At 66.7% G+C, this 26660-nt stretch carries 24 protein-coding genes; 6 read left to right on the top strand and 18 right to left on the bottom strand.

The genetic code is table 11. The features are described 5' to 3' along the window. Window positions 1-44: 44 nt before the first annotated feature. The 7 genes from ACFV2O_RS17490 to ACFV2O_RS17460 all read right to left on the bottom strand — a co-directional run bounded on the left by ACFV2O_RS17490 (window position 45) and on the right by ACFV2O_RS17460 (window position 8204). Complete coding sequence (locus ACFV2O_RS17490) at window positions 45-986, bottom strand: helix-turn-helix domain-containing protein (protein ID WP_355076609.1); 942 nt, start codon at window positions 984-986, stop codon at window positions 45-47. Between the two features lie 9 nt (window positions 987-995). Further along, window positions 996-2792, bottom strand: coding sequence for an NAD(P)/FAD-dependent oxidoreductase (locus tag ACFV2O_RS17485; protein WP_379252682.1), 1797 nt, complete (start codon window positions 2790-2792; stop codon window positions 996-998). Between the two features lie 27 nt (window positions 2793-2819). After that, window positions 2820-3623 (bottom strand): TauD/TfdA dioxygenase family protein, encoded by an 804-nt coding sequence (locus ACFV2O_RS17480; RefSeq protein ID WP_379252681.1) that lies wholly within the window; start codon window positions 3621-3623, stop codon window positions 2820-2822. Between the two features lie 14 nt (window positions 3624-3637). After that, window positions 3638-4666, bottom strand: a complete 1029-nt coding sequence (locus tag ACFV2O_RS17475) for an L-tyrosine/L-tryptophan isonitrile synthase family protein (RefSeq protein ID WP_379252680.1) — start codon at window positions 4664-4666, stop codon at window positions 3638-3640. A 382-nt stretch (window positions 4667-5048) separates the two neighbouring features. After that, window positions 5049-6194 (bottom strand): acyltransferase family protein, encoded by a 1146-nt coding sequence (locus ACFV2O_RS17470; RefSeq protein WP_379252679.1) that lies wholly within the window; start codon window positions 6192-6194, stop codon window positions 5049-5051. Window positions 6195-6199: 5 nt separating this feature from the next. Next, window positions 6200-7426, bottom strand: coding sequence for an acyl-CoA dehydrogenase family protein (locus ACFV2O_RS17465; protein ID WP_379252678.1), 1227 nt, complete (start codon window positions 7424-7426; stop codon window positions 6200-6202). Further along, window positions 7389-8204, bottom strand: a complete 816-nt coding sequence (locus ACFV2O_RS17460) for an SDR family oxidoreductase (protein ID WP_379252677.1) — start codon at window positions 8202-8204, stop codon at window positions 7389-7391. Before ACFV2O_RS17460 ends, ACFV2O_RS17465 begins: the two co-directional genes overlap by 38 nt. Before the next feature lie 307 nt (window positions 8205-8511). On the opposite strand from ACFV2O_RS17460, the gene ACFV2O_RS17455 reads away from it, so the two are divergent. Both ACFV2O_RS17455 and ACFV2O_RS17450 read left to right on the top strand, forming a co-directional pair. Continuing rightward, window positions 8512-9783, top strand: a complete 1272-nt coding sequence (locus tag ACFV2O_RS17455) for a cation:proton antiporter (protein WP_379252676.1) — start codon at window positions 8512-8514, stop codon at window positions 9781-9783. Beyond that, window positions 9780-10478, top strand: a complete 699-nt coding sequence (locus tag ACFV2O_RS17450) for an HAD family hydrolase (protein WP_379252675.1) — start codon at window positions 9780-9782, stop codon at window positions 10476-10478. Before ACFV2O_RS17455 ends, ACFV2O_RS17450 begins: the two co-directional genes overlap by 4 nt. Here the strand turns inward: ACFV2O_RS17450 and ACFV2O_RS17445 are convergent. Beyond that, window positions 10475-11443 (bottom strand): GlxA family transcriptional regulator, encoded by a 969-nt coding sequence (locus ACFV2O_RS17445; protein WP_379252674.1) that lies wholly within the window; start codon window positions 11441-11443, stop codon window positions 10475-10477. The two genes, ACFV2O_RS17450 and ACFV2O_RS17445, sit on opposite strands and share 4 nt — an antisense overlap. A 106-nt stretch (window positions 11444-11549) precedes the next feature. Between ACFV2O_RS17445 and ACFV2O_RS17440 the strand changes: the two genes are divergently transcribed. Further along, on the top strand, window positions 11550-12809 hold the full coding sequence (locus tag ACFV2O_RS17440; protein WP_379252673.1) for a KasA/KasB family beta-ketoacyl-ACP synthase: 1260 nt from the start codon (window positions 11550-11552) through the stop codon (window positions 12807-12809). Window positions 12810-12837: 28 nt separating this feature from the next. Here ACFV2O_RS17440 and ACFV2O_RS17435 read toward each other — a convergent pair whose 3' ends face one another. The 3 genes from ACFV2O_RS17435 to ACFV2O_RS17425 form a co-directional block, all read right to left on the bottom strand. Next, window positions 12838-13239 carry an ArsR/SmtB family transcription factor gene (locus tag ACFV2O_RS17435; RefSeq protein WP_379252671.1) on the bottom strand — a complete coding sequence of 134 codons (402 nt, stop codon included), beginning with the start codon at window positions 13237-13239 and terminating at the stop codon, window positions 12838-12840. Then, window positions 13239-13895: an SRPBCC family protein gene (locus tag ACFV2O_RS17430; RefSeq protein ID WP_379252670.1), complete on the bottom strand. Its 657-nt coding sequence runs from the start codon at window positions 13893-13895 to the stop codon at window positions 13239-13241. The genes ACFV2O_RS17435 and ACFV2O_RS17430 overlap by 1 nt, the downstream gene beginning before the upstream one ends. 101 nt (window positions 13896-13996) lie before the next feature. Beyond that, window positions 13997-14536, bottom strand: coding sequence for a TetR/AcrR family transcriptional regulator (locus ACFV2O_RS17425; protein WP_379252669.1), 540 nt, complete (start codon window positions 14534-14536; stop codon window positions 13997-13999). Window positions 14537-14705: 169 nt separating this feature from the next. On the opposite strand from ACFV2O_RS17425, the gene ACFV2O_RS17420 reads away from it, so the two are divergent. Further along, a complete protein-coding gene (locus ACFV2O_RS17420) occupies window positions 14706-16028 on the top strand; it encodes a lipase family protein (protein ID WP_379252668.1) in 1323 nt (440 codons plus the stop codon). 738 nt (window positions 16029-16766) lie between these two features. After that, the gene (locus ACFV2O_RS17415; protein WP_379252667.1) at window positions 16767-18014 is read left to right on the top strand and encodes an alkane 1-monooxygenase; all 1248 of its coding nucleotides are present in this window, start codon (window positions 16767-16769) and stop codon (window positions 18012-18014) included. Between the two features lie 33 nt (window positions 18015-18047). On the opposite strand, the gene ACFV2O_RS17410 is transcribed toward ACFV2O_RS17415, so the two are convergent. From ACFV2O_RS17410 to ACFV2O_RS17395, 4 genes are all read right to left on the bottom strand, one after another. Further along, window positions 18048-18953, bottom strand: a complete 906-nt coding sequence (locus tag ACFV2O_RS17410) for a class I SAM-dependent methyltransferase (RefSeq protein WP_379252666.1) — start codon at window positions 18951-18953, stop codon at window positions 18048-18050. A 360-nt stretch (window positions 18954-19313) separates the two neighbouring features. After that, complete coding sequence (locus ACFV2O_RS17405) at window positions 19314-21032, bottom strand: bifunctional 3-(3-hydroxy-phenyl)propionate/3-hydroxycinnamic acid hydroxylase (RefSeq protein WP_379252665.1); 1719 nt, start codon at window positions 21030-21032, stop codon at window positions 19314-19316. Further along, window positions 21029-22057, bottom strand: coding sequence for a VOC family protein (locus tag ACFV2O_RS17400; protein WP_379252664.1), 1029 nt, complete (start codon window positions 22055-22057; stop codon window positions 21029-21031). The genes ACFV2O_RS17405 and ACFV2O_RS17400 overlap by 4 nt, the downstream gene beginning before the upstream one ends. Next, a complete protein-coding gene (locus ACFV2O_RS17395; protein WP_379252663.1) occupies window positions 22057-22920 on the bottom strand; it encodes an alpha/beta hydrolase in 864 nt (287 codons plus the stop codon). The genes ACFV2O_RS17400 and ACFV2O_RS17395 overlap by 1 nt, the downstream gene beginning before the upstream one ends. Window positions 22921-23094: 174 nt before the next feature. On the opposite strand from ACFV2O_RS17395, the gene ACFV2O_RS17390 reads away from it, so the two are divergent. Next, window positions 23095-24126 carry an amidohydrolase family protein gene (locus ACFV2O_RS17390; protein WP_379252662.1) on the top strand — a complete coding sequence of 344 codons (1032 nt, stop codon included), beginning with the start codon at window positions 23095-23097 and terminating at the stop codon, window positions 24124-24126. A 78-nt stretch (window positions 24127-24204) separates the two neighbouring features. Here ACFV2O_RS17390 and ACFV2O_RS17385 read toward each other — a convergent pair whose 3' ends face one another. The 3 genes from ACFV2O_RS17385 to ACFV2O_RS17375 form a co-directional block, all read right to left on the bottom strand. Then, entirely contained in the window at window positions 24205-25029 is an 825-nt protein-coding gene (locus ACFV2O_RS17385) for an MBL fold metallo-hydrolase (protein ID WP_379252661.1), read from the bottom strand. Between the two features lie 159 nt (window positions 25030-25188). Next, window positions 25189-25977, bottom strand: a complete 789-nt coding sequence (locus ACFV2O_RS17380; protein ID WP_379252660.1) for an oxidoreductase — start codon at window positions 25975-25977, stop codon at window positions 25189-25191. Between the two features lie 74 nt (window positions 25978-26051). After that, a complete protein-coding gene (locus ACFV2O_RS17375; RefSeq protein WP_379252659.1) occupies window positions 26052-26627 on the bottom strand; it encodes a TetR/AcrR family transcriptional regulator in 576 nt (191 codons plus the stop codon). Window positions 26628-26660: the final 33 nt, after the last annotated feature.

The following is a 26660-nucleotide window of genomic DNA, read 5'->3' as shown; positions in this document are numbered from 1 at the left end:
CCACGGCGAGAGACGACGGGTCACGCGGACAGCCGCGCGACGGGTCAGCGGAAGGCCCGCCGGTACTCCTGCGGCGTCACCCCCACGGTCTTGCGAAAGACCTTCCGGAATGCGGCCACCGAAGGAAATCCCGTTCGAACGGTGATGCACTCCATCGTCAGAATGGTCGTCTCGAGCAACACCTGCGCCCTGCGCACCCGGGCGGTCTGGAGCCACTCGTTCGGCGTCATCCGGACCTGCTCGTGGAAGCGCCGGATCAGCGTGCGCTTGCTGACTCCGGCTCGTTCCGCGAGATCCAGCACGGTGATCTGCTCACTGAGCATCATCTCCGCCCACTCCAGTGTGGGGTTGATGGACTTGCTGTCCGCCTCCGAGCGCGGACGTTCCACGATGAATTGCGCTTGTCCCCCGTCGCGGGTCAGCGGCATCACCGACAACCTGGCGGTATCCGCCGCCACCGCGGTCCCGTAATCCGTGCGCACCATGTGGAGGCACAGATCCAACCCGGCCGCGGCGCCGGCCGAAGTCAGGATGCTCCCGTTGTCCACGTAGAGCACCGTGGGATCCACTCGAACGCGCGGATAGCTCCTCGACAATTCGGTAGCGGCCATCCAATGCGTCGTCGCGCGTTTTCCGTCGAGCAACCCCACCGAGGCGAGGGTGAACGCGCCCAAGCAGATCGATGCCACCCTCGCACCGCGCTCATGGGCGCGCACCAACGCCTTTCGCAACCGATCCGGTATCTGCGACCGATAACTCATCGCTCCCGGCACGACGATGGTTTCGGCCTCGTCCTCGAGATAGTCGATTCCCCCGAGACATGAGATGTCGAAGAACTTCGACGGAACGTCCGACTGCACCCCGCAGACCTGAACCTCGTACGCCGCGGTGCCGTCTTCCTGCATGGCCCGCCCGAAGATTTCGAGCGGAACCGAGAGATCGAACGGAATCACGTCGTCGACGGCCAGAACAGCCAATGACCTCATGTCCTCGACCTAGTCGACCCGCTGCTGCGAGTCCGGTCCCGTCACCACCAACCCGGCTCGGATCAAGCGCTTCAGGGCTCGCCCTTGCAGCACCGTCAACTGTGGCGCCAGCTCCGACCACCGGGCGGGACCACGGTTCAGCGTCTCCCACAGTTGCTCGCCACCGTCGCGCTCCAGGCACCGCACCTCGATGTCCGGGTCGGCCGCGGAGTAGATCCGATGGCAGGCAACGGCGTCGGCGAGCGGCGACGGCGCCGCGTCGCTGTTGGCGATGGGGTCCCGCCAGTAGGCGGCCAGTCCGTCGCGAACCACCTGCGGAATCTCGAACGGCGGCGACATCCCCTTGAAGCCGGGGATGTCCGCCGCCACGCCGGTGCGAATGCGTGCGTCCGGAGACAGCGCCACGATGTGGTCCTGCGCCAGTTCGACCGCGTCGGCCGCGGTGAAGGCCCGCAGGTACGGTCCTTCGTTGGCGAGATCGCGCGGATCTCGGGTGCCCTTGGTCATGATGTTCAGCAGGTCGGGCACCAGCGCGGTGTTCAGCAACGCCTGGAAGGTTCCCTCCGTCGCGTTGTCGGCTTCGACTCGCCTGCCTTCCGCGCTCCAGTAGGGGCTGTCCGGATGCGAGCGAGAGATCTCGTGGTACCACTGGTCGATACTCAGCGCCCAGGTCTCCGCCATCCCGCGCCACTCGACGTCGTAGTCCCGCCAGAGATCTCGTTTGGACTGCTCGTCCAACTCCTGGTCGAACGTCTTGCGCAAGACCAAGGCGGCCGCCCACGCTTGCGTGACGGCGAAGGACATGCCGGAGGAGAAGAGCGGATCGACGAAGTACGACGCGTCCCCCACCGCCATCCAGCGATCCTCGTACGAGCCGAAGCATTCGCTGACCCTGGAATAGTTGGTGGCCGTCAGCATCTCGTCACGGATCGGCTCCGCGTTCGCCACCAGATCCTGGAGCACCGGAATCGACTTGATCGTCTTCAGGAAAATGTCCGGATCACGCAGATCCACCCGCGCGATCGACTCCGGATTGGTCACGACGCCGATCGACCACACCGTCTCCCGCACGCCGTCGACCAGCCGGGGCGTCGGGATGTACCACACCCATCCGTGCTCGAACGCCACCGCGTAGATCGGGGACAGATCGTCCGCACGGAACACGTTCCAGTCCCCCGCCGCCCGCTGGGCGGGCACGCAATTGCGGTAGTGCGACCACACGGCTACGTTGCGGTAGTCCGAGAGCCACTGCTTGTCGCGCTGCGACCCGCGGGCGGCCACTTGATTCGCCCGGCCGGAAGCGTCGACGAAATAGCGTGCCGTGACCTCGGTTCCGTCCTCCAGCACGACCGTGGCCCGGTCCGCGTCGGCGAGGAACCGCATCACCCGCACGCCCTGGAAGACGTGCGCGCCGCAGGACTCGGCGTGCTCGAGCAGCACGGTGTCGAATTCGGCGCGGTTGATGTGCACCGACCAGCGGTACACACCGTCGACCAGATAGTCCGAGTGCTCGAAGAAGCCGACGAACGGCCGCTCGGTGTCCCACTGGTAGATTCCGCCGAACTTCTGGATCCAGCACTCGCTCGCCAGCACCTTCTCGAGCGCGCCGCTGGCTTGCAGAACGGGGACCAGCGGGTGCGCACCCGATTCGCCGATGTGCTCGCGCGGGAACACCTCGCGGTCGAACACCGCCACACGCAGATCGGTATCGCGGCAGAGCATCGCGGCGAGCGTGGATCCGGCGGGCCCACCACCCATGATGACGACGTCGTAGTCGTCCGCTGGTCCGGAGATTGAATTAGCCATTGATATTCCTCCCTGATGGCCGATGTCTCAGATGATCTGGATGCGCTGGAGGTGCCGCGAGACCGACCCGGTGAACGAGTTCCGGCCGTGCAGCAGAGCGTGGTTCTCGGCCACGACGATGTCGCCGGTCCGCCACTCGTGGGCGTAGCAGTAGCGGGCGTCGTGCAGCCGCTCGCGCAGGTCCTCCATGACGCGCACGCCGTCCTCGGCCGAGATGCCGTCGACGGTCAAGAACAGCGGATTGGCGTAGCGCGCGGGATCCAGGGGCTCGGCGTATCTGATCGTCGTCTCGCCGGTGGCCGGATGGGTGCCGAGCAAGGGCCATTCGGCCAGGCCGCCGTAGTGCGCGAGTTTGTCGGTGCGGTACGTGATCGAGGTACGGGCCCACAGTTCTTTCAGGTCTTCCGGCGCGTCCCGATAGGTTTGGACGCTGTCGCAGAACACGGTCTCGCCGCCCGCGCCCTCGCCGCGCAGACATTGGAAGAGGAAGAATCGAGGCACCTGCTCGGCGAACGCGCCGTCCCAGTGGAACGGGACATCGCCTTTGTCGAACAGATAGTTGTCGGGAGTGTCCCGGACCACCAGATCCAGGATCGACCCGAAGTTCCATTGCAGGATCTCTCCCGCTGCCCGGCAATAGTTTTCGAGTTCCTGCTTGCCGAGCAGGCCGAATCCGCGGAGTACGACCACTTTCGCATCCAGCGCCAGCGCGAGCAGTTCCTCGACCGGCACATCGGCGAGGCTTCGTCCTTCCGAACCGGACTCCACCAGGCGGCCGAACGGCCGCAGCGGCTCCCCCTCGAGCAGTACCTCGTTCAAGCTTTTCGTCATGTGTCTCCTCAGGTTCACTGTGTTTCGATCTCTGGCGTCCGTCCGAGGACGAAATGACTGGGGCGACTGTTGCGCCATACCAGACGAGCACCCATCTCCTCGGCGTGCATCCGCTTGACCAGCGAGTAGTTCGTTCCGTCGTCGAGCACCACGCCGTGCCACGGAGTCAGCCAGCTGTCCTGGGTCCGCAGCAGATGGAAGCCGATCTTCTCGGAGTGATTCGTCTGCGGATGGATCGACAGCCGCACCGCGTCGGGGAAGATCTCTCCCATCAGACGGCTCCACGCCTGACTGCGCTGCACCACCGCGTAAGCGGTCTCCTTCGATCGGTTGCGCCGCTGCGTGGCCGACAAGTCGGGCAACAGCACGGCGTTGTCCTCGACCATGAACCGGTGTATTCCGTTGAACATGCGCCGGGCCGCGGGTTCCGTCCGGATCGCCTCGCGCAGCGCGTCGATGCCGTCGGAGTACTCGGCGAGCAGGCGGCGCCTGCGTTCGTCCCAGGACATCTCCGGCATGGCGTCGCGCAGGCCGTACAGGCCGACGGAGCCGCCGCCGGTCGAGCGGATGACGCGGCGGAGTTCGTCACCGTAGTCGTCCACGTGAACGTCCGGGATGCCAAGCGTGTCACTGAACACGTGGCCGTCGGAGCAGATGGTGACGATGGCGCCCGGCCGGTAGACGGCCGAGATCTGGTCACAGAATCCCTGCAGGGACTCGATCGCCAGAGTTTCCGCCATGTCGGGCAGCCGCCCCAGCGTCTTGCGGCGGTTGCGCGACTTCGCCGGGAACGCGGGGATGATGAAATGGACCGGCACGCCGGCCTCGATGTATCGGATCACTTTGCTCAGGTGCGGCGCGAAGCAGTCCGCACAGGGAGCCACATCGCACAGCGACTTCTCCTCGGCACTGCGCCGACGGGCGAAGACCATGCGAAGGATCCGGGTGGCAACCGACTCGACGTCGTCGTCGGGTCTCGGGTGGGCTTGTGGTCGCTCGAGCTCCTGGAGTCGCTCGGAGCCGTTGTCGACAGTCGTACTCATCACTACCTTCCGGACACACAAAAAGAGCGCACGCAACCGGACGGCACAGAAAAATTCCCGCGATCAGCGCGGAGCGAGCCGTCGGCATCTGCTTGCGATCAGAACGTCGTGCTGGGATACGGATTCAGTGCCGAAATTAATTCGATACCCGAGAACCGCGAGCCCCGATGCTCACAGCCGGATCCGAATCACCTACCCCAATTGATCCAGCACCCCCCATGTTTTAAACGGTTCTGTGGTTTATAACACCAGGATAGCGCTGCCCGGACAGGGCGGCAACCATATTGTTTTCCACCGCAGGGAAGGCAATTCGGCGGTGCATGGCATCGCCACGCACCGCCGAACAGGTAATTCGATTGTTGCCGACAGTAAACCGAAGCGCCTAACTCGCCACCTTTTCCGCGACAACCGCGACGCGTTTCGGCCGGGCGAAGCGGCGCATCGCGGGAGATTCCACGAAGGTGAACAAAGACCATGCGGCGAGAATATTCAGGAGGAACAACGCGACGATCAGCGATACCGCGACCGGCGCGCTGAAGGTGGCGGCGTCCATCGTGCGGCGGACGTAGAACAGCGTCACGCCTTGACAGATGTAGAAGGCGAAGGAGATCTCACCGAGCCGCACCATGAGCCTGCTGGACAGGAACCGCGAGGCGCCGTCGAGGTCGGACTGGGCGGCGGACCCGATCAACAGCGCGAGGGGCACCGCGGTCGCCAGGACGAAGCCGACGTAGAACGGCGTGTACATCGCCACCACGTATCCCGCGACCACCGCTGCGAGAGACGCCCAGAGCGGCACCCGTATCCAGCGCCCCTCTTGCACTATCCGGGCCACGAACACGCCGAGGAAGAATTCGAACAGACGCGACGGCGGAAAGAGATAGCCGAACCAGAGCTGCAATACGGGTATCGGTGTGAGCTCCGACTTCTCGGAACTCGGTATGACGAATGCGGTCAGCAGCACGATCACACAGATGCCGGCCACCATGGCGGCGGCGCAGTACCACAGGTATTTCGACTCGATGCGCAGTACGACCGGTATCAGGAACGGGAAAAGAACATAGAACAAGAGCTCACAGGACAATGTCCAGGACGGCGTGTTGACCCCCGCGTTGATGTAATTCTGCGGGAACCAGGCATGGATCAGGAATAAATTCGGCAGCCATGCCTTCCACGGCGTGATAGCCGCCGCGAACAACACCATCGAGGCCACCCACAGCGTCAAGTGATTGGGAAATATCTTGACCACTCGCCGCCGAATGAACTGCAATTTGCTCGATCCCGGTTTCCACGACCAGGTCAGCACGAAGCCGCTCAAGACGAAGAAGAACGACACCCCGAGAAAACCCGCCTTGCCGACCACCCATGCCGCGTCGTAGGCGATATCCGGGTCGGAGAACAGATTGACCGGTTTGTAAGGCGGTATCGGCGAGGCGGGCAGCATCACATGGAATACGAACACCGAGAACGCCGCGAAGAACCGCAGTCCGGTCAGGGACGGCAGTCGTTTGCGATTGTCGACTTCCATCGCGATCAGCCCAGACCCACGACGAAGGGGAATTCCGGCCTGCCGCCCATTACGAAGGCGCCGGTGGACTGGATCACCTGGTCGTGCGCGATGATGTGCCGCGCCATCGTGTTCGTGTCACGCAGCCAGATGTCCAGCGGATTCGGCCGGTAGATCGAATCGGTGCCGACGAGTTCGCACAGCCGGGTGAGGATGCGCTGCGCGGCGCGGAACGCGTTGGTCCTCGCCAACGCGGTCGCGATCCGGAGATCGGTCGGCAAGTCCGCGAAACGCCTGTGGTCCAACGCGTTCCACAGCTCCTCCACCGTGTTGACGACAGCGCCGCGCGCGACGATGTACTCCATCTCGCACTCACCGAGCAGGTACTGGGCGCGGTAGTTGTCCGCCCACTTCTGACCGGTCGCGTTCACCGTCTTCCCGTCCGCCAGGCCGCGAACGTAGTCGAGGGCCGCACGGGCCGTGCCGAGCGGCACACCCGGCATGATGCGGGCCAGCGCCTCCGGTTCGGACAGCTTCCCGCGACAGCTCTTCCGTTCACTGAACGCGAAGGAATGGTGCTCCGGGACGAAGAGACCCTCGACCGCGTAATCGTTGCTGCCGCTGCCGCGTAAGCCCGTGGTGTCCCAGGTGTCGAACACGGCGACCTGATCGCGGGGCATGAAGAAGAGCCGGACGACCGGCGCGCCCTCCGCGGTCTCTTCCATGCGGCCGCCCGACGTCACGAAAGCGCCGCCGATGACCAGGTCCGCGTGCGTGATGGCGCTGCCGAACTTCCAACGTCCCGTCAAGCGATAACCGTTCGCCACCCGCTCGGCGCGGCCGGCCGGGAAGATCAGTCCCGCGGTGATCAGATCCTGGGTCGGCATCAGCTCCGCGACGGCCCGCTCGTCGAGATAGCCGGCGTAGATGCCGGTCGCGGCGCCGATCATGGCGCACCAGCCGGTGGCGGTGTCCCCGTAGGACAGCGCCTCGACGACCTCGAATTGCTCCAGCGACGTCAGGCCGGGGCCACCGATCTCCGCACTGAAACACATGCGGTACACACCGATCTCACGCAGCCGCTCGACGATGTCGGAGGGAAGCCTGCGCTGCGCATCGATCTCGCTGCGACGTGCCGCCAGATCGGGAACCAGCGAACGCACCGCGGTCAGCAGGGATGTCGCCGAAATTGTTGCTGCAGTCATTGCGGAACTCCTAAGCCAGAGAAGGTGCGTGCGGTCGCGGCCGCTCACGCTGGAGCAGTTCGATCGCCGAAGTGGTCTGCTCGGGACCGAGGGCCGAGTAACCGCCGTCCACGGTCCATTCGGCTCCGGTGACGAAGCTGGCCTTGGACGAGGCGAGAAACGCCGCGACTTCGCCGATCTCGCGTGCGTCTCCCGCCCTGCCCAGCATGTGGAACCGGGAGGCCACCGCATCGGTGCGGGCTCGGTCCCCTTCGGTGATCTCGTTCATCACGCGAGACCAGGTCCAGCCCGGCGAGACACTGTTCACCCGGATCCCGTCGCCCGCGTATTCCAATGCGAGACTGCGGGTCAGCTGCAACAACCCCGCCTTGCTGACCGGGTATCGAACGCGCCCGGCCTGAGCTACTCGCCCGCTGGGCGAGGTGAAGTTGACGATGGACCCCGCCGTGTCCCGCAGTCGGTTTCGGGCCTCTTCGCACAACATCGCCGTACCGACGACATTGGTGTTCAGCACCTCGAGCCACTCGGCCCGCGCATCTGCGCCAGGCCCGTCGTCACCGTAGACGCAGGCGATGTTGACCAGCGCGTCGATGCGTCCGTGCGCGTCGGCCGCGTCCGCGACGAACGACCTGACCGACGAATCGCTGCGCAGGTCGACGGGTACGAAGAGAGCGCGCTCGCCGATCTCGGCGGCCGCCTTCTCTCCCCCGTCCGTATCCAGGTCACCCAGTACGACATTCGCCGAATAATCGGCGAAGACGCGAGCGACTTCGGTGCCGATGATGGTTGCCGCACCGGTTACGAGTATTGTCTTGCCTTCGAACAACGTCGACTCCCCTCGGCTGCGCCCTCCGACCGGCGCAAGCCATGGATCGAAGTATTCCGAACGGAAAGAGCGACCAGCCAGTACCTTTCGCGACAGACATGCACACCTTTGCGCCAGCCCGCGCCGACACCCCCGTGAATGTGTCGTAGATCACTCTCGACTCTCGCTCGTCGGGCCGGTGCGATATCGTCTGAGCGCAGGCAGTCCATGTTTCGGGGGATTCACACTGCGGTCGACGCGTCACGGAAATACCCCGTGCGAGAATCGGATCCGCTCCTCCCCTCGATGTCGGAACGGAGTCGAGGCGTTGCCGAGCGACCAAATGATCTTCTTGTTGTTGGATCTCGTACTGATCGTGGCCGCGGCGCGTGTGCTGGGTTGGCTGGCCGAGCGATTGGGCCAGCCTCCGGTGATCGGCGAGATCGTGGCAGGCGTACTCGCGGGCCCGACGTTACTCGGGGCGCACTTGTCCGAGACCGTCTTCCCGCACGATATTCGCTCGTATCTCACGGCATTCGCGAACGTCGGCGTGATGATCTTCATGTTCTCGGCGGGCCTCGAGATGGATCTGCGGTCCGTCGCGGGACGGCGACGATCGGTCACCGCGGTCGCGCTGTCGGCCTACCTCACACCGTTCGCGCTCGGTTCCGCCGTCGCGGTATGGGCGCTGGCCCGGCACGACGGCGGCAACCGGCTGAACTTCGCGCTCTTCATCGGCTGCGCCCTGGCCGTCACGGCGTTTCCGGTGCTGGCCCGCATCCTGCACGACCGCAAGCTGCTCGGCACCCGGCTGGGCCAGACGGCAATGACCTGCGCGGCATTGGACGACGTCCTCGCCTGGTGCGTCCTGGCGGTGGTCATCGGCATCGCCCGGCCCGGCCTCGGTCACCACTGGCGGTTGCTGTTGTTCGTTCCGCTGGTCGTGGTGTTGTGGTGGGCGGTGCGCCCCGCCCTGGACCGCATCGCGGGCGCCGGATCCGAGAAGAACCCGTCCAACATGGTCTTCGTCGGCGTCTCCGGCGCCCTTCTGCTGGGAGCGACCACCGAATGGATCGGGTTGCACCTGATCTTCGGCGCGTTCCTGTTCGGGGTCGTCTTCCCCCGGCGGCTGCGCACGGCCGTCGACAGCGGCGCGCAACTACTGAGCAGCATCTTCCTGCCCGCGTTCTTCGTGGTGGCCGGCCTCCAGGTCGACCTGGGCGGACTGGATCGCACCAGTATCGCCGAGTTCGCGGCGATCATGTTCGCCGCGCTCGCGGGGAAACTCGGCGGTACCTACTCGGCGGCTCGGTTCGGCCGGACCGGCCGGGCGGAATCCGCCGCGCTGGCCGCGCTCATGAACACCCGGGGGTTGACGGAACTGGTGATCCTGAATGTCGGGCTCACGATCGGCGTCATCGACCAGCGGCTGTACTCGCTGCTGGTCATGATGGCGTTGATCACCACGGCGATGACGGCGCCGTTGCTGAAACTTTTCGGTGTCCCGCACACCCTGCGCGACGACGGCGCGCCCCAGGGCACGGGGAAGACCGAGCGCCGCGCGGATTCCGCTGTTCAGACGGAGGCCGCGGCCTCGTGAACCAACCGCACGCGGCTCCCGATCCCGCCGGCGCGCCTGCGGTCGACGGCCGCCACGTCCCAGCGGCTTTCGTCGACGTCGACGAAACGTTGGTCCGTTGTGTCACCTTCCTGTCCTTGTTCGTCTTCGACGCGCGACGCCGTGGTCGAGGCGAGGAAGCCGACGCCGTGCTCGAGGAGTTCCGCGCGCTGCGCGCGGCGGGGATGAGCCGCGGCGAATCCCATCGGTGGTTCTATCGGCACTGGGCCGGCCGCGAAGTCGCCGAGGTGTCGCGCACCGGCCGTGACTGGTTCGCGTCCCGTGCCGCGGATTCGGCGTTCTTCAATATCGCGGTGCGGCGCCGGTTGGACGAGTTGCGCCGCGCCGGGACTCGCATCGTCCTGGTGTCCGGCTCGTTCGTCCCCGCACTCCATCCGATCGCCGAAGCCGTCGGCGCCACGTCGGTCTTGTGCACGACGCTGGAGACCGCGGGCGGCAGATACACCGGTGAGGTGCCCGCGACGATGGTCGGAGCCGACAAGTCCGCGGCGCTGCTGCGCTACGCCGAGCGAACGGCCGTGGACCTGTCGTCCTGCGCGGCGTTCGGCGATCACCACTCCGATATCGCGATGTTCGACCTGGTCGGCCACCCGGTCATCGTCGGCGACACCGACCGGCGGCTGCACGGCTATCCCGCGGAACGGCTGCCCGGCTAGCTTCCCTGCTGCCTTCCGTTGCCGATCGTGAACATGTGCCGATACTGCCCCGGGCTGACACCGAGATGGCGCTTGAACAGAGCCCTGGTGTTCGCCGGGTTCCCGAGGCCGACGCGGTAGCCGATCTGGTCGATCGGGAGTTCGGTCGTCTCGAGCAGTTCCCGCGCCTGGTTCAGGCGCGCGCTGGTGATCCAAACGTGCGTGGAGGTTCCGGTCTCTTGCCGGAATCGCCGTATGAAGCTGCGGCGTGAGAGATTCGAACGCTTCGCGAGATCCTCGAGCGAGTGCCTGCGGTCGAGGTTCGCCAGAATCCACGCCCGTGTCTCGGCGAGCGCGCCAAAGGAGGTCTGCTTGGCGAACTGCCGGGTGTACTGGGCTTGGCCGCCCTCGCGCACCGGGGGCGCCACCAGATCGCGAGCCCGTTCGTTGGCGGCCGCCGCGCCGATGTCTTTGCGCACCACGTGCAGGCAGAGATCGATACCGCTGGTCACTCCGGCGGAGGTCAGCACATCGCCGTCGTCCACGAACAGCCGATCCGCGTGCACCTCGACGTCGGGGTATTCGCTCTGGAGCAACGGAGCGGCCCGCCAATGCGTCGTGGCAGGCCGGTGCGACAGCAACCCCGCGGCGGCCAGCGCGAAAGCCCCGGTACAGATCGACAGCATTCGCGCGCCGCGGCCGTGGGCCGCGCGAAGCGCTCGCAGCACCGGTTCCGGCGGCGGCGTCGCGAAGGACGCGTACCCGGGCACCACCACCGTCTCCGCGTCACGCAGCGCCTCCAGCCCGGCCACCGTCACACACGACAGCCCTGGAACCGAGGTCGCCGCCGTCCGCGAGACCGCGCACACCTCGAGCCGGTAGTTCGGGTCGGATCCGAACACGTCGATCGGGATCGCGGCGTCCAGAAGCACTACTTCATCGGGAATGACCACCGTGACCCGACGCTCTCCCCCATCCGGTTGCATGGCCCGATCGTAGCGGTGAACGGCACTCGGGCTACTACCCCGGTCTTCCGGCGCGCACATAGCCTCGCTCGAGTATGCGAGCCGACAAGCCGAAAGAAGGGGTTTGATGTCCGATTTGACGGACTTCTCGACCAGCAACGGAGGGTTCCGGAGCGTCGTCGTGACCGCTGTCGAGATGTCGACCGCCGTCGGCACCGGCACCGATGCGACATGGAAGGGACTGCTCGCCGGAGAGACCGGGATCGCCAAGGTGCAGGACCCCGACTTCGAGCGTTTCCAGGTGCCCGTCGACATCGGCGGCCAGTTCAAGCTCGATCCGACCGAAGAGCTCAGCCGCGTCCAGAAGCGCCGCATGTCCTACGTCCAGCAGGTCGCCTATGTCATGGGCAAACGGATCTGGGACACCGCGGGCCGCCCGGAGGTCGATCCCGATCGACTCGGCGTCTGCATCGGCACCGGTCTCGGTGGCGCCGACACGATCATCGAGTCCAACGACCTGATGCGGGAATCGGGCTACCGCAAGGTGTCCCCTTTCGCGGTGCCCATGGCCATGCCGAATGGCGCCGCCGCGGTGGTCGGGCTGGAGCTCGGTGCGCGAGCCAGCGTGATCACACCCGTCTCGGCGTGCGCTTCGGGATGCGAGGCGCTGGTCCACGCGTGGCGCTCGATCATCCTGGGGGAAGCCGACATGATCGTGGCGGGCGGTGTGGAAGGCCGTATCAACCCGCTGGCGGTGGCCGGATTCGCGATGATGCGGGCATTGAGCACCCGGATCGACGAGCCCGAGCGCGCGTCGCGCCCGTTCGACCGTGACCGCGACGGTTTCGTCTTCGGCGAAGCCGCCGCGCTGTTCGTGCTGGAGTCCGAAGATCACGCGCGGGCGCGAGGCGCGAAGCCCATGGCTCGCCTGATGGGGGCAGGCCTGACCGCGGACGGCTACCACATGGTGCTCCCGCACCCGGAGGGCGCGGGAAACATTCGCGCGATGCGCCGCGCGCTGGAAACGGCAGGCGTGAGCGGCAAAGACATCGACCACGTCAACGCCCATGCGACGGCCACCTCGTTCGGCGACCTGGCGGAGGCCAAGGGGATCCGGGCGGCCGTGGGCGACCACCCCTCGGTCTACGCCCCCAAATCCGCGCTGGGGCACTCCGTAGGCGCGGTGGGCGCGGTCGAAGCCGCCTTGACCGTGCTCAGCGTGCGCGACGGTGTGGTGCCGCCCACCTTGAACCTCGACAACCAGGATCCCGAGATCGATCTCGACATCGTGCACGGCAGCGCGCGCACCCAGAACATCGAGTACGCGCTGAACAACTCGTACGGATTCGGCGGCCACAACGCGGCCGTGGTGTTCGGCCGCTGCTGACCGCGGCGACGCCCGGTGCGCCCGCCACTCATGCGTGGCGAGTTCGCCTGCCGGAATCCTCGTCGCCGGTTCGACCGGTCCCGCGACGCGCGCGTTTTCCACGGGCGATCTCCGTCGCGAGCGCGTCGAGCGGTTGAGCGAAATGGCGCATCGGGTCCGCCAGCCCGGTCAGCCAAGCCCGCGCGGCCTCGATACCGGCGGGGTCGAGGGCGTACAGCCGTCGTGTGCCCTCGGCGCGGACGTGTACCAGCCCGGCGTCGCGGAGCACCTTGAGGTGCTGGGAGACGCCGGGCTGGGAGATCCGCGTGCGCTGCTGCACGGCGGCGACCAGCGCGCCCGCGGGCTGCTCTTCGGCCGCCACCATTTCGAGAAGAAACCGGCGGACGGGGTCGCCGAGCGCCTCGAAGATCTTCGCCGGCGATCGATCCATCAGGACTCGGCGCCGTCCTCCGGGACGACCGTATAGAAGTCGATCGTCCGCCGCGCCGCCGAGTTCGCGGCGTCTGGATCGTCACCGTCACTTACGGCCGCCTCCGCCCAGCCGAGTGCCGCCGTCCGGACGAACGTCAGGCCCTCGGGTGTGGTCGGGAAGGCCAGCCCCTCGGCCGGGTCCACCGGATCTCCGCTCGACAAGTGCAACCCGAGACCCATGAGGGCGAGATCCCAGCCGACGCCCACCGCGCCCGGCCCGTATTGCGCCCAGAACTCGGGGGCGACCGGCGCCTCGTGCAGCAACTCCAACTCGGTGCCGTCCGCGGTCGGCGTGAGCACGAGGGTGAGCCAGGAGATCTGCGGTCCCATCTCCCAGGTCACGGCGAACCGCTCCGGCGCGTCGCACTGTTGGACGACGCCGTTGGCGTTGCCTTCGAGCTGATAGCGCCCGCCGACCCGCAGATCACCGCTGATCGGCAGGAACCAGCGCGGAATCCGCTCGGCATCGGTGAGCGCGTCCCAGAGATCCGCTCGATCGGTCGGGTAGTTCCGACGGGCGACAGCTATTCGGGTGGGTACGCCGTCGCGGGATCCGGTGCGGACCTCGCGGGTCACGAGCCCGGCGATGGCGGCGGGATCGGTGAGCAACGCCATGACAACCTCCTTGATAAGTTTTGACTTATATTAGCGGCGCGCGGCGTGACCGCAAGACCGGTGCGGCGCCACCCCGCGAGACCGGACGCGCGCCGCCCCGATCAGTCGTCTGGAGACAACCCCGCGATCGCGCGCAGCGCGGAGATCATTCCCGCGACCGGGATGCCGGGATCGATCGACCGGAACAGACCCAGCCCGACGCCGAGGGCCAGCACGGCGACGGCGGCTTCGGCCCGGGGCATCGGGGTGTCGAGATCGTCCGTCGCGCGCAAGGCGGCGCCGACCATGCCCACGATGTTGTCGAGCCGGGTCGCCAACTCGGCGCGCAGGTGCTCGTCGCGCCGAGCGTGCACGCTGAACTCCAGTTCGAGATGCGTCCAGTCGGGCTCGCCGACCACCCGTTCGGCCCATTCCGTCATCCGGAGCAGTCGCTGCGCGGCCGTCGGCGCGGCGATGATCTCGGCGACCTCCGTCGCCCGCTCAGCATGAATTTCGTCGAGCACCGCCAGACACAACTCGTCCTTGGTGCGGAAGTTCGAATACACCGCCCCTTTGGTGAAACCGGCGGCTTTCGCGACCTTGTCCAGTGTCGTGGCCTGAAAACCGTCCTCCAGAAAAAGCCGCTTGGCGGTCGCGATCAAAACAGCGCGCGTCCGCGCCTGGCTCTGCGCCCGGGTCGGACGGGAACGCCCCGCCCCCGCGAGCCGCCGACACTCATCGCTATTCCCGGACAATTTCGACCCCTTACAGATACTCTCAGTATCCGATTCTAGATGCCAGGGGTATCCCAATCGCAGGAAGGATCGCATCGTGAGGAGCCGAATACTCAGATTGGCCACAGCTTTGACGGGAACCCTCCTCGTGGTCGGGGGTGGGGCCGTCGCCGCCCCACACGCATGGACGGAACCTGCCGCGGAAACCGTCGCCGGCGACGATTTCTACATCCCGCCTGCGGCACCGGCGGGCGCACCGGGCTCCATCATCCGCACCGAAGGGTCGCGGCTGGCGATCTCGGTCCCCGGCGTCCCAGGGCAGATCCCCGCGACGTCGACGCGCATCATGTACACCAGCAGCGATACCCACGGTGCCCGCACAGCGGTGACGGGAACCTATCTGGAACCGTCCCAGCCGTGGACCGGTCCGGGCGAACGACCGCTGATCTCCTACGCGGTCGGCACCAAGGGGCAAGGCGATCAGTGCGCGCCGTCGAAATTGCTGGCGCAATTCATCCAATACCAGCCCCCGTTCGACGTAATCGTCGAATACGACGTACTGGCGATCTACACGCTGCTGGCCCGCGGCATGTCGGTGATGGTGACCGACTACCACGGTCTGGGCACACCGGATGTGCACGACTACCTCAACCGCAAATCTCAGGCCTACGCGGTCCTCGACGCCGCGCGCGCGGCGCTGCAATTGCCGGGCACCAGCCTGAATCCCGGATCGCCGGTCATTCTGTACGGATACTCCCAGGGCGGCATGGCCTCCGCGGGCGCGGCCGAACTGCAGCCGAGCTACGCCCCCGATCTCAACGTGCGGGGCGCCTACGTCGGCGGGCCGGTGGTAGATGACGAGTACTTCATCGCCTTCAACGACGGACGAGCCCCGCTCGGACCCGCCTTCGCGTGGATCCTCAACGGCATCGCCGCCAATTACCCCGAGACCCGGCCGGTGCTCGACGCCGAACTCAACGACACCGGTAAGGCGATCATGCGCGAGTCGATGGACAAGTGCGCCGTGCCGCTGGGACTGGCCCAGCAATTCCCGAATACCTCACAGTGGACCACCAGCGGGCAACCACTGACGGCGGTGATCGATCAGTCGCCAGTGTTGAAGGCGGCGTTCAACGACCAGCGGGTCGGCACGATGACCCCGGGAGTGCCCGTCCTCATCGCCTCGAACCAGGCCGACGAGGGCGCGCCGTACGTGCCCGTGCGCGAACTGGCCGCCGGATGGTGCGGCGGTGGCGCACCCGTCCAGCTGAATGCGAATGCCGAGCTACCCAGCGTCATCACCGGGTTGCGGGTTACCCACGTACTGGCGTTCTTCCCGTCGCTGGGGGCCTCGCAGGACTGGATGACCGAACGGCTCGCGGGCCAGCCCGCGCCGACCAACTGCGGAGCCCTGCCCTGATTTGCGAAAGCACGACCAACTCGGATACCGTCAGTATCTGAATCGGAGATTCGGCGCGGCGCGCCGCGCACAGAAGTTCTGCTCGTAGTGCCGCGAACTTCGTGCACCTCGGTCGGCCGCGGTTCGGTTTTCACGACCGAGCCGCGGCCGACTGCCTGCCCGGAGGAGTACAGGCGTCCGCGCGGCAGGCGGAGCCTCACCCCACGGTCTCCCGGCGCCCCGGAGCCGGTGCATTGATTTGCAGAAAATTTGCTGTTGATCTTCGCTAGCTGGGTCGAAATCGGGACGGAAAGGTGCGGATGTCGGAGTTGGCTCACCCCCGCCGACCTGAGCCACTCAGGTGTGCGCAACGGTGACACTCGGACGTCTGGCACGAGTCGACCCGCGTCGGATCCGGCAACTTCGACCGTCCGAAGGCCGGCTGTCGAACCTCGGCTGTCGAAATCCGCAGCGCTTCCAGACAGTCGACGTCACAGCGGCGAACAAGCACACCGTTGCCGATCCCGTCCACGCCACGCCGAACCGAACAGGCGACACACGCGAGACGGGTCCCGAAGACCTCCCCACCGATCGGGTGTCGGACCGTGTGCGCATGATGAGGATTGCCCGCTCAGGCAGCGGTTTCCACGGTTCACCACCACCTGGCGAACTTCCAGTTATCCTGGATTGGCGCGCATGGTTCAGGTGTTGTCCGCAGTCGGAACTGTCGGTTGAGTGTCGTCCTCACGGATCGGCGAGATGACTATGACGATCTTCGAGCACACGCGAGCCCGCGACCCCAAGCGGTACCTCTGGATTCTCGGCTTGATCGCCCCGGGTTGCGCACTGCTGCCTTCCACGTTGGTGGCACACACCGGACTGGAACTGTTCTGGTGGATCGGCCCGATCATCGTGCTGGTGGTGATCCCGTTGCTGGACTGGTTCATCGGCGACGACGGAAGCAACCCGCGCGACGAAGACTACGAAGCGCTGTCCAACGATCGTTATTACCGTTGGTGCACCTTTCTGTTCCTGCCGATGCAATTCATCGGCCTGCTCATCGCCGGCTATATGTGGGCCAGCCATGAGCTGAGCCTCGCCGACAAGCTCGGCTTGGCGGTCACTCTCGGCTTCGTTTCGGGTATCGGTATCAACGCCGCCCACGAACTCGGCCACCGCGCCGAACATCTCGAACGGTGGCTGGCCAAGATCGCGCTCGCGCAGTCCGGGTACGGACATTTCTTCGTCGAGCACAACCGCGGCCACCACGTTCGCGTCGCCACGCCCGAGGACCCGGCCAGCGCCCGCTTCGGCGAATCGCTGTGGCAGTTCCTGCCGCGCACCATGATGGGCGGGTTCCGGTCGGCACTGGCGCTGGAACGCACGCGCCTGGCCCGTAACGGCAAACGTTGGTTCAGTCCCGGTAACCATTTGTTGCAGGCCTGGGCGATGAGCGCGGTGCTGTTCGGCGGCCTGATCGTGACCTTCGGCCCCGTTATCACGCCGTACCTCGCCATCCAGGCGCTCATCGGCGCGGGCCTGCTGGAAACCGTCAACTACGTCGAACACTACGGACTGCTGCGTACCCGCCGACCCGACGGGCGTTACGCTCGCTGCTCGCCGCGCGACAGCTGGAACAGCGACCGCCTGGTCACCAACATCTTCCTGTTCCACCTCCAGCGCCACAGCGACCACCACGCCAACCCCGGCCGCCGCTATCAGACCCTGCGCAGCTGCGACGTGGCGCCGCAACTGCCCGCCGGCTACGCCACCATGGTCGTGCTCGCCGCGATCCCCCCGTTGTGGCGTGCGGTCATGGACCCCCGCGTCCTCGCCCACTACAACGGCGACATGACGCTCATCAACCTCAAGCTCCGCAGACGCAGGCTACCGCTGCCCATCCGGTACCCGCGCGATGACGTGCGATGGGCCGCGGACCCCGGCACGCACGGCATGAGCCCGTCGACCGGCGACGACGACCTGTTCCCCACGGAGGCGAATCGCTGATGCGGCCGCCGTCCGGCAGGCGAGGGTACGGATTCAGTGCGGCAGGCGCCGAGCGTCGGGTTTGAGACAGGTGAACTGCATGACGTCGGTATGCCCGCGGCGGAAGTACTCGGCGGAACCGGTCAGATACCGCATATAGGCGTTATAGGTGTCCCGCCCGGCGAGCTCGACAGCCCGGTCCCGGTTCTCGTGGAGGGCGTCGGCCCAGCAGTCCAGTGTCGTGGTGTAATGCGGTCCCAGTGCCTGGATGTCGGCGACGGTGAATCCGGCGTCCTCGGCGTATTCGGTGATCCCTTTGGGATGATGACCGGTCGGCAGCGGAAGCTCGCCGCCGGGGAAGATGGTCTCGCGCAGAAATCGCAAGAACGCGAAGTCGTCGCTGGTGATCTGGGTACCGTGTGCCCGCAGATGTTCGCGGCTGTAGCTGACCACGGTTTGCAACAGCAGCACCCCGTCGGAGGGCATGATCCGGTAGGCGAAATCGAAGAACTCTCCGTAGCGGTCCACCGGCAGGTGTTCCAGCGCTCCGATGCAGACGATCCGGTCGGCGCGCCGGTCGAAGTCCTCCCAGCCCTGCACGCGCACCCCACCGTACGGGCGGCCCCGGATCAGCCGGTCGACGAGCATGTCCCGCACGTATCGGTACTGGTTACGGCTGCGGGTCAGCCCGATCGTGTTCACCCCGTAGGTGTCCATGGCGCGCAGCATGGTGGAGCCCCAACCACAACCGACGTCCAGCAGGGCCATTCCCGGCTGCAGATCGCACTTGGCCAAGGCCAGGTCGATCTTCGCCGTCTGGGCTTTTTCCAGGGTGTCGTCAGGGTGGGACCAGAAAGCACAGCTGTAGGTGCGGGTCGGGTCGAGGAAGAGCCCGAAGAACTCGTCCGGCAACTCCTCGCGGGAGAGCACCTCGTGGTAAAGGGGGGCGTGAACACTCATGATGGCGGATCTTTCGCACGAACCGGCACTGCTGTTCAGCGGAAGCCGCCGGGCGGCTTCCGGCCGGGTACGGACCACGATGTGAACGCACCGACCACGCGCTGCCGACGGGGACGACCACGCTGTTTCCCGTGGCCGGCCTCGGCCGACACATCTTCACGCTACCTCGCTCCACGAGAGCACGTCCTAGAACGGTCCATCTCGGCAAACTGGAGGCCACTCGCGACTCGCCCGACTCCCTGAGGCCGGATCGGGCGGCAAGGCAGCGCGCGGGCCTCGGACCGGCAGCCCGATGCGGATGCCGGTGCGTCCGGGCCGCTGCCACCCCGGCCGCAGCTGTGAACATGCCGCGCGAGGTTGTCAGGCCTGCTCGTACTGCGCGCGGGTGTCGTGCTGTTCCACTCGCGACATCGGAAAGATGCCCAGTTGCCGTGCGAGTTCGGTGACCAATGACGCGCCGTGCCCGGCCGCGGCGGCGCCGAAGACGAATCGGTCGGGACGCAGCACGAGGACGCCGCCGGGGCGCAGTCCGGCCTTGCCGAACCAGCGGGTCAGAGCGCCGGTGTGGTCTTCGATGTCGGTGACGTCGTCGCGGCCGTCGCCCGGTTTGCCCTGCGGGCGTCCACCGAGCGGATACACGGTGACGAAGGCGGCGTCGAGACCACGCAGGAATGCCAATTCCTCCGGTCCGAAGGCCCGGCGCGGATCGGTGCCGTAGCCCAGGACCGCGAATCCGATGCCCAGCGCCTCGTCCAAGCGCCGGTGACGTCCGTTGTAGTCGCGGATGTCCGGTTGCGGGGCAAGGGTTCCCTCGATACCACGCAGCACGCGCCGGGGCAGACCGAGATAGGCGCCGCGACGGAAGCGCGGCCGCGGTTTCATTTTCGCGCCGCGGATCCAGCCGCCGAGCCCCGGCACCCGCAGCGCGGTGGTGAGCCCGATGTCCCTGGCCGCCGCGAGCAGCCTGTTGTCGAGCGAGACGATCTGCTTGTTCAACACCGACAGATCGATCATCGCCTTCGCGTGCGGCCTCCGCTCGGACTCGTAGCTGTCCAGGATGTCCAGCGCCGCACCGTGTTCGATGATCGCGGTCAGCTTCCAGGACAGGTTGTCCGCATCGCGCACTCCGGAATTCATGCCTTGGCCGATGAACTGCGGGGTCATGTGCGCGGCGTCGCCCGCGACGAGGATCCGCCCGTCGCGCCAGCGATCGGCGACAACCGCGTTGAAGGTGTAGACGAGTTTGCGCAGCACCTCCACTTCGTCCGGGTCGACGAAGCGTGCGATGTAGCGGCGTACGGTCTCCGGGTCCTCCATCTCCGCTTTGGTCTGGGATTCCGACAGCATGAACTCGAACCGGTGATGCCGGTCCGGCTGCGGGCAGGACACGATCGGCAGTTCCGGGTCGCACACGAAGTTGAAATACGGCAGATGCCGGAACGCATCGACACCCTCACGGGCTCTCAGATCGACGACCAGCCACCGTTCCGGAAAACTGGTGCCGGACATCTCGATACCGAGCTTGGTGCGCACCACGCTCCGCCCGCCGTCGCAGCCGACCAGGAACTTCGCCCGCACCCGTTCGGCCGTGCGCGGATCGGTGTCCGCCGGGCGCTTGCCGTAGCCCGTACCCCGGCATTCGGCGTGCTCGACGTGCACCCCGTCGGCATCCTGGTCGAAGTCGACCGCCTCGCGACCGCGCCGCACCGTGACGTGCGGATAGCGGTCGAGTGCCCGTTCGAGCGTGTTCTCCAGATACGGCTGGTACAGGAAGTTGACCACGGGCCAGCCCAGCGGCCGGTCGGTCTGATGGAACTGCGCCAGCACCGAGCCGTCCCCGCGCACCCACTGCACGGTCGAATCGACGTTCATGTCCGCCGCCAATTCGTCCGCGGCCCCGGCGGTCTGGAAGACCCGCATGCCTTCGTCATCGGTATACACCGCGCGGGCCATCCCGTAGTACTCCGGCTCCCGTTCCAGCACCAGCACTCGCACCCCTCGCCGTCCCAGCAGGTTGGCCAGGGTCAAACCGGTCGGGCCGAGGCCGACCACCACCACATCGACATCGAACTCGCTCATCGCGACAGTCCTCCCGTCAGTTCGGCGACAGTGGGTTCCGGAGTCCTGAGGGTCCGCAGGGCTTGCCGGAACTGGGCGAACTTGTCCAGCACCGTCTCCCCCACCGTGGTGTGGCCCCAGATGCTGATGCCCTGATAGGTGCTCGGTTCCCAGGTCGATTCCAGTTCCGGGCCGATCACCACCGGATTCCAGCCGACCTCCAGCTCGAAACCGGACGGCGTCACGCAATAGAACGACAGTTCGCGATCGTTGGTGTGCTGGCCGACCGACCACGCCATCCGGAAACCCAGGTCGGTGACCCGGCCGAACGCGGCCAGCATGTCCTCCAGGCTCGCGGACTGGATATTGATGTGCTGCACCCGAGTCCGCAGCGGATCGATCTTCATCCCGCGCAGGTTCGCGATCGCGATCGAATGGTGACGCTCGTTCACTCGCAAGAACCGGATCTTCATCGTCAAGCCGGAGATGTTCTCGTCGATGTAGTCCGTCAACCGCGCGTCGAACACCGTGTCGTAGTAGCCGCGCATCGACTCCGGCTCACGGGAGACGATCGCCACGTGGCCCATCCCCGCCTCCCCGGTGACCCAGCCGGAACTGAGCATCCGCAAGGGTTCCGGACTGGTCACCGGCGTTGTGAAGATTTCGGTGGCGATGCCCTTGGGGCCGGGGAAGCGCCACAGGCGCTGCACGCCGCGCGCGGCCGCCTGCTCGGCGGTGCCTTCCTCGATCGGCACGCCGCGGTCGCTGACCCGGGCGAGGATGCGGTCGAAGGTCTCGTGGTCGTCCACCTGCCAGCCCAGCGCGGTGACGTCCTCTGCCGTGCCGTGCCGGATGAGGAAGCGGCAGGCGTGGTCGTCCAGACGGAAGCGCAACACGTCGGTGTCCAGTTCGTCGACGTGCATCCCGATGGCCAATCCGCCGAACCGACGCCAGTCGGCCAGTCGCCGCGAATGCACGACGACATAGCCCAGATGCACCGCGCCGAACACCGACCCACCGGTTGCCCGGCCCGTGCGCTCGCTCATCACGCCGCTCCCAGGAACGCGACGGCCAGCGCGTTGAACAGCTCCGCGCGCTCCCACTGCACCCAGTGGCCGGTCTCCGCCGCCAGGTACAGATCGCAGTTGGGCATCCGCTCGGCGAGCATGCGCCCACCGCCGGGCCGGTTCACCCTGTCCTCGGCGCCCCAGATCACCAGCGTCGGATTGCGCACGCCCGACAACCGGGCGTCGCGGGTGAAGTCCATCCGCCACAGCGTTCGCAATGCCGACGGTCCCGAGGGACGCCGCAAGGGCGGATCGGCGAGCACGTCGGGATCGAGACTGGCCCGATAACGGTCGTCGATGATCTCCTCGGTGACACCGCTGGCATCGTGAACCAGATACTCGCGGATGAACTCGGCCAGCTTGGCCCGGCTCGGGCCGTCACCGCCGTAATAGGACAGCAGTGACTGCAAGCCTTTGGTCGGCAACGCGCGCGTGGTGCCCACCCCACCGGGGCCCATGAGGATCAGCTTCCGCACCTTCTCGGGTCGGTCCATGGCCAACCGCAACGCCGCCGCTCCCCCATAGGAGTTGCCGATCAGGTGTGCGGAGTCGATATCGAGGGCGTCGAGCAACCCACCGACCGCCGCGGCCAAGTCGCCGAACGGATCGGACTGGTCGATCCGCTTGGTCGAGCGCCCGTAGCCGGGCATGTCCGGAACGATCACCCGGAAACGCCGGGCCAGCGCCTCGATGTTGCGGGAGTAGTTCGACCTGCCGCTGGCTCCAGGTCCGCCCCCGTGCAAGAGCACCACGGCGGCACCCGCGCCTGCTTCGCTGTAGAAGATGTCTCGATTGCCGACCCGGATCATCCGCCCGGTCTCGGCGGCACTGCCGATTGTCATCACTACCTCCCAGATCGTCGATCTGATGTAATCATCAGTTATGTAGAAATAGTCTGTCAAGCAAAAATGATGAAATCATCAGAATTGCTTGCGCAACGCCCCTGGAGTGCGCCAGAGTGAGGGTCTGGACCTCTTCGAGCCCGGTGCGCCCGGAGAAAGGACTGCTGGAACCCCATGAATCGCATCGACGTGCATCAGCACGTGATCCCGCCGGACTATGCCCAAGCGCTGCGGGCGCACGGTGTGACCGCCCCGGGCGGGCGTGCACTGCCCGAGTGGAGTCCCGAGGCGGCGCGTGCGTCGATGACGCGGGCCGGGATCGCTTCGGCGGTGCTGTCGGTGTCGACGCCCGGCACCACCTTCCTGGCCGACCCGGCACAGGCGGCCGCACTCGCCCGCTCGGTCAACGACTACACCGCCGCGCTGGCACAGGCCGAACCCGGCCGGTTCGGGTTCTTCGCCACCCTCGCCATGCCCGACGTCGCCGCGGCCGCCGACGAGGCTCGACGCGCCCTCGACGACCTGCGCGCCGACGGCGTCGTGCTGCTCGGCAACGCGGCGGGGACCTATCTCGGCGAGGACGGGCAGGACGACCTCTTCCGGGTGCTGGACCGGCGATCGGCCGTCGCGTTCGTCCACCCGGCGGACCTGCCCGCGCCCGCCGTGCCGGGCGTCGCGCCATTCGCCGCGGATTTCCTGCTCGACACCACCCGCGCGGCGTACCTGCTCGTACGCAATGGCATTCGGCGGCGGTATCCCAACATCCGCTTCGTCCTCGCCCACGCAGGCGGGTTCGTCCCCTACGCCGCACACCGCATGGCACTGGCCATCTTCAACGACACCGGGCGCAGCCCGCTGGACATCCTGGACGACTTCGCCGGGTTCTATTTCGATACCGCGTTGTCGGCGAGCGCGGCGGCACTGCCGTCCCTGCTCGCGTTCGCCGAACCCGGGCACGTGCTCTACGGCAGCGACTGGCCCTTCGCGCCCGAACCCGCGGTCCACTATTTCAACGCCGGGCTCGACACTTTTCCCGGATGTGACGACAGCACGCGACGAAACATTCAGCGCGACAATGCCATCGCGCTCTTCCCCCGCTTCGGCGCGACCGCACCGGCGCCGGAGCCACCGCTGCTCGCCAGGGCACGGACGAGCCTTCGGCGCAAACTCTTTCGCAGCGTGGCGCGGGCGATCGCCCGGCGCTGAACCCGGCCTTCGGCGCCGGCCGTCGCACCTATCCTTCGGTGTCGGATCATAGGCGCGTGCCGCTCCGGGCGTCGGGTGTCAACCGCGAAGTCGTTCGAACTCCGTCGCACAGTGAGCGGAGAAGACCGTCACCGCGTCGCCGTTGTCGTGGACGAGTTCCCGTAGCCGCTGCTGATTCTCGATGCGGGACTGTCGCCGAGTGTCCACGTACCACTGGAAGATTCGCGCGCCCAACGGCATCGACGGCTTCGCACGCATCTGCCCGTGATAGGTGTATGCGTCACCGGCGTGCAACAGCCAGCCGTTTCCGGTGTCGACAGCGACGCCGACATGACCGCGCGTATGTCCGGCCAGCGGAACCATGAGGATTTCCGGCGGCAGCCCCCGCAGTTCACGCACCGCCTGGAACCCGAACCAGCGCTCCGCGTCGCTGTCGGTTTCGTCGTACACCGACCACTCGGGTCCGTGCTCGAATTGCACCGGCCGATACCGCAACTTCTCGCGCCTGCCGAAGGGGCCCGCGACGGCATCGAGTTCCGCCCGGTGCACATGCACGGTGGCCTGCGGGAAATCGGCGAGGCCACCGGCGTGATCGAGATCGAGGTGCGTGACGATGACGTCGCGGACGTCGTCGCGGGAGAAGCCCAGCGCCTCGATCTGCCGTGCGATCGGCTGGTCGAGAACCGGATTCGATTGCCGGATGAGTTGACGCCCCACCCAGACATCCGGCCGCGACAGCGCCTGCTCGCCGTAACCCGTGTCGACCAGGACCAATCCAGCGGAGTGCTCGATCAACAAACAGTGGCAAGCTCCGGCGGCCGTACGCCGAAACCCCGGCCGGCCGTCGAACAAACGGCCTCCGAAGGGACGAGTTCCCCCGGCATCCAGATGATGGACACGCACCAGTCCGCTCCTATCCGCGCCGTCCGGCCAGCCACGCTACACGCTGACGCTTCCGGACGCGATAGATACCGGCGGAGCTCGTGATACCAAGTGCGCGAACGCATTCGACCCGGGAGACCATGCGGCGGGAGCACGAGAGCACTCCCGCCGCGGACCTCGTCAGGCGATCTTCAAGGTGCCTCCGTCGATGACGTAGTCCGCACCGACGATATTCGCGGCTTTCGGTGACGCGAGGAAGGCGACGAGAGCGGCGACCTCCTCCGGCTCGCTGATCCGGCCGGAGGCGATGCCGAACTGCTCGGGCACGGCCGCGAGCAGTTCCTCCTGCGAAAGCCCCTGCGCGGCAGCGAACTTGGCGCCGACGCCGTCGGGTCCACGCCACAGCGGCGTGCCGACCACGCCGGGAGAGACGGTGTTGACCCGCACTCCGCGCGGCCCGAACTCCTCGCTGAGCCGCTTGGTGAGCGCGGTCAACGCGGCCTTGGCCTCGCTGTAACCGACCGGGCCCGCTGCGGGCAGATGCTTGTTGATCGATGAGATGGTGACGATCGAGCCGCGCCGTTCCAGCAGGCTGGGCAGGGCCGCACGGGTGACCCAGATCGCGCTGAACAGATTCAGGTCGAACAGCTCGCGCCACTGCGCGTCCTCGACCTCGAGGAATCCGCCCAACTCCAAGCGCGCGGCGTTCACCGCGCCGACGTTGTTGATCACGATATCGACGCCGCCCAGTTCTTCGAGGGCGGCATCGATCAACCGAGTCGCCCCCTCGGAAGTGGAGAGGTCGACGGGAACGGCCGCGACACTGGCCTTTTCGAGCTCGGGGGTGATGGTGCGCGCGGCGCCGACCACTCGGACACCTTCGGCGGTCAATGCCTCCGCCACCGCGAGGCCGATGCCGCGACTGGCGCCGGTGACGACGGCGGTCTTGCCGGACAGTTCGAGATCCATGAGGGAACCTTTCTTTCTTGAACTACAGGTCAATAATGTGGGCAGCAAGCGGGCCGACGGTCGGGCATCGGAATTCAGAGGCTGGTCAAAGCGGTATCGATGACGCGATGCAACGTGGGCGCATCGTAGGTCTTGGCCATCACTCGCAGGCCGACGATGGTGTTCATCAAGAATTCGGCCGCCGCCCGAGGGTCGGCCTCGGCGCGCACGTCACCGTCGCGCCGCCCCTGATCGATGCGAGCCTCCAACGCTCCGATCACGCGGTCCTGCATGGCGCGGACCGCGCGGGTGATCTCCGGGTCGTGTCCGCCCAGTTCCATGGCGGTGTTCACCGCCAAGCAGCCGCGCCGAACCGGCTGGGCCAGGTCGGAATCCACCAGACCGCACAGGAACGTGGCCAGACAGTCGCGAGTGGAACCCGGGCGGGACAGGATCTCGGCGGCCAGCTCGGCACCGAGCCGGTCGTAGCGATTCAAAGCCTGGTCGAACAACGCGCGTTTGCTACCGAAAGCGTGGTAGAGACTCCCCTTGCCGACCCCGGTGGCCTCGGCCAGCTGCGCGGGCGAGGTGTTGGCGTACCCATGGGTCCAGAACGCCTCCATGGCCCGCTCCACCACCGTGTCGGGGTCGAAGTTGCGCGGCCTGCCCATGATGCAAACCGTAATAGTTTTCGACCGGCAGGT

Source organism: Nocardia sp. NPDC059691 (assembly GCF_042733915.1).
In the GTDB taxonomy this organism is placed as follows: Bacteria; Actinomycetota; Actinomycetes; order Mycobacteriales; family Mycobacteriaceae; genus Nocardia; species Nocardia sichangensis.
Note: the sequence above shows the minus strand (reverse complement) of the source record. Positions and strands in the feature narration are given on the sequence as shown.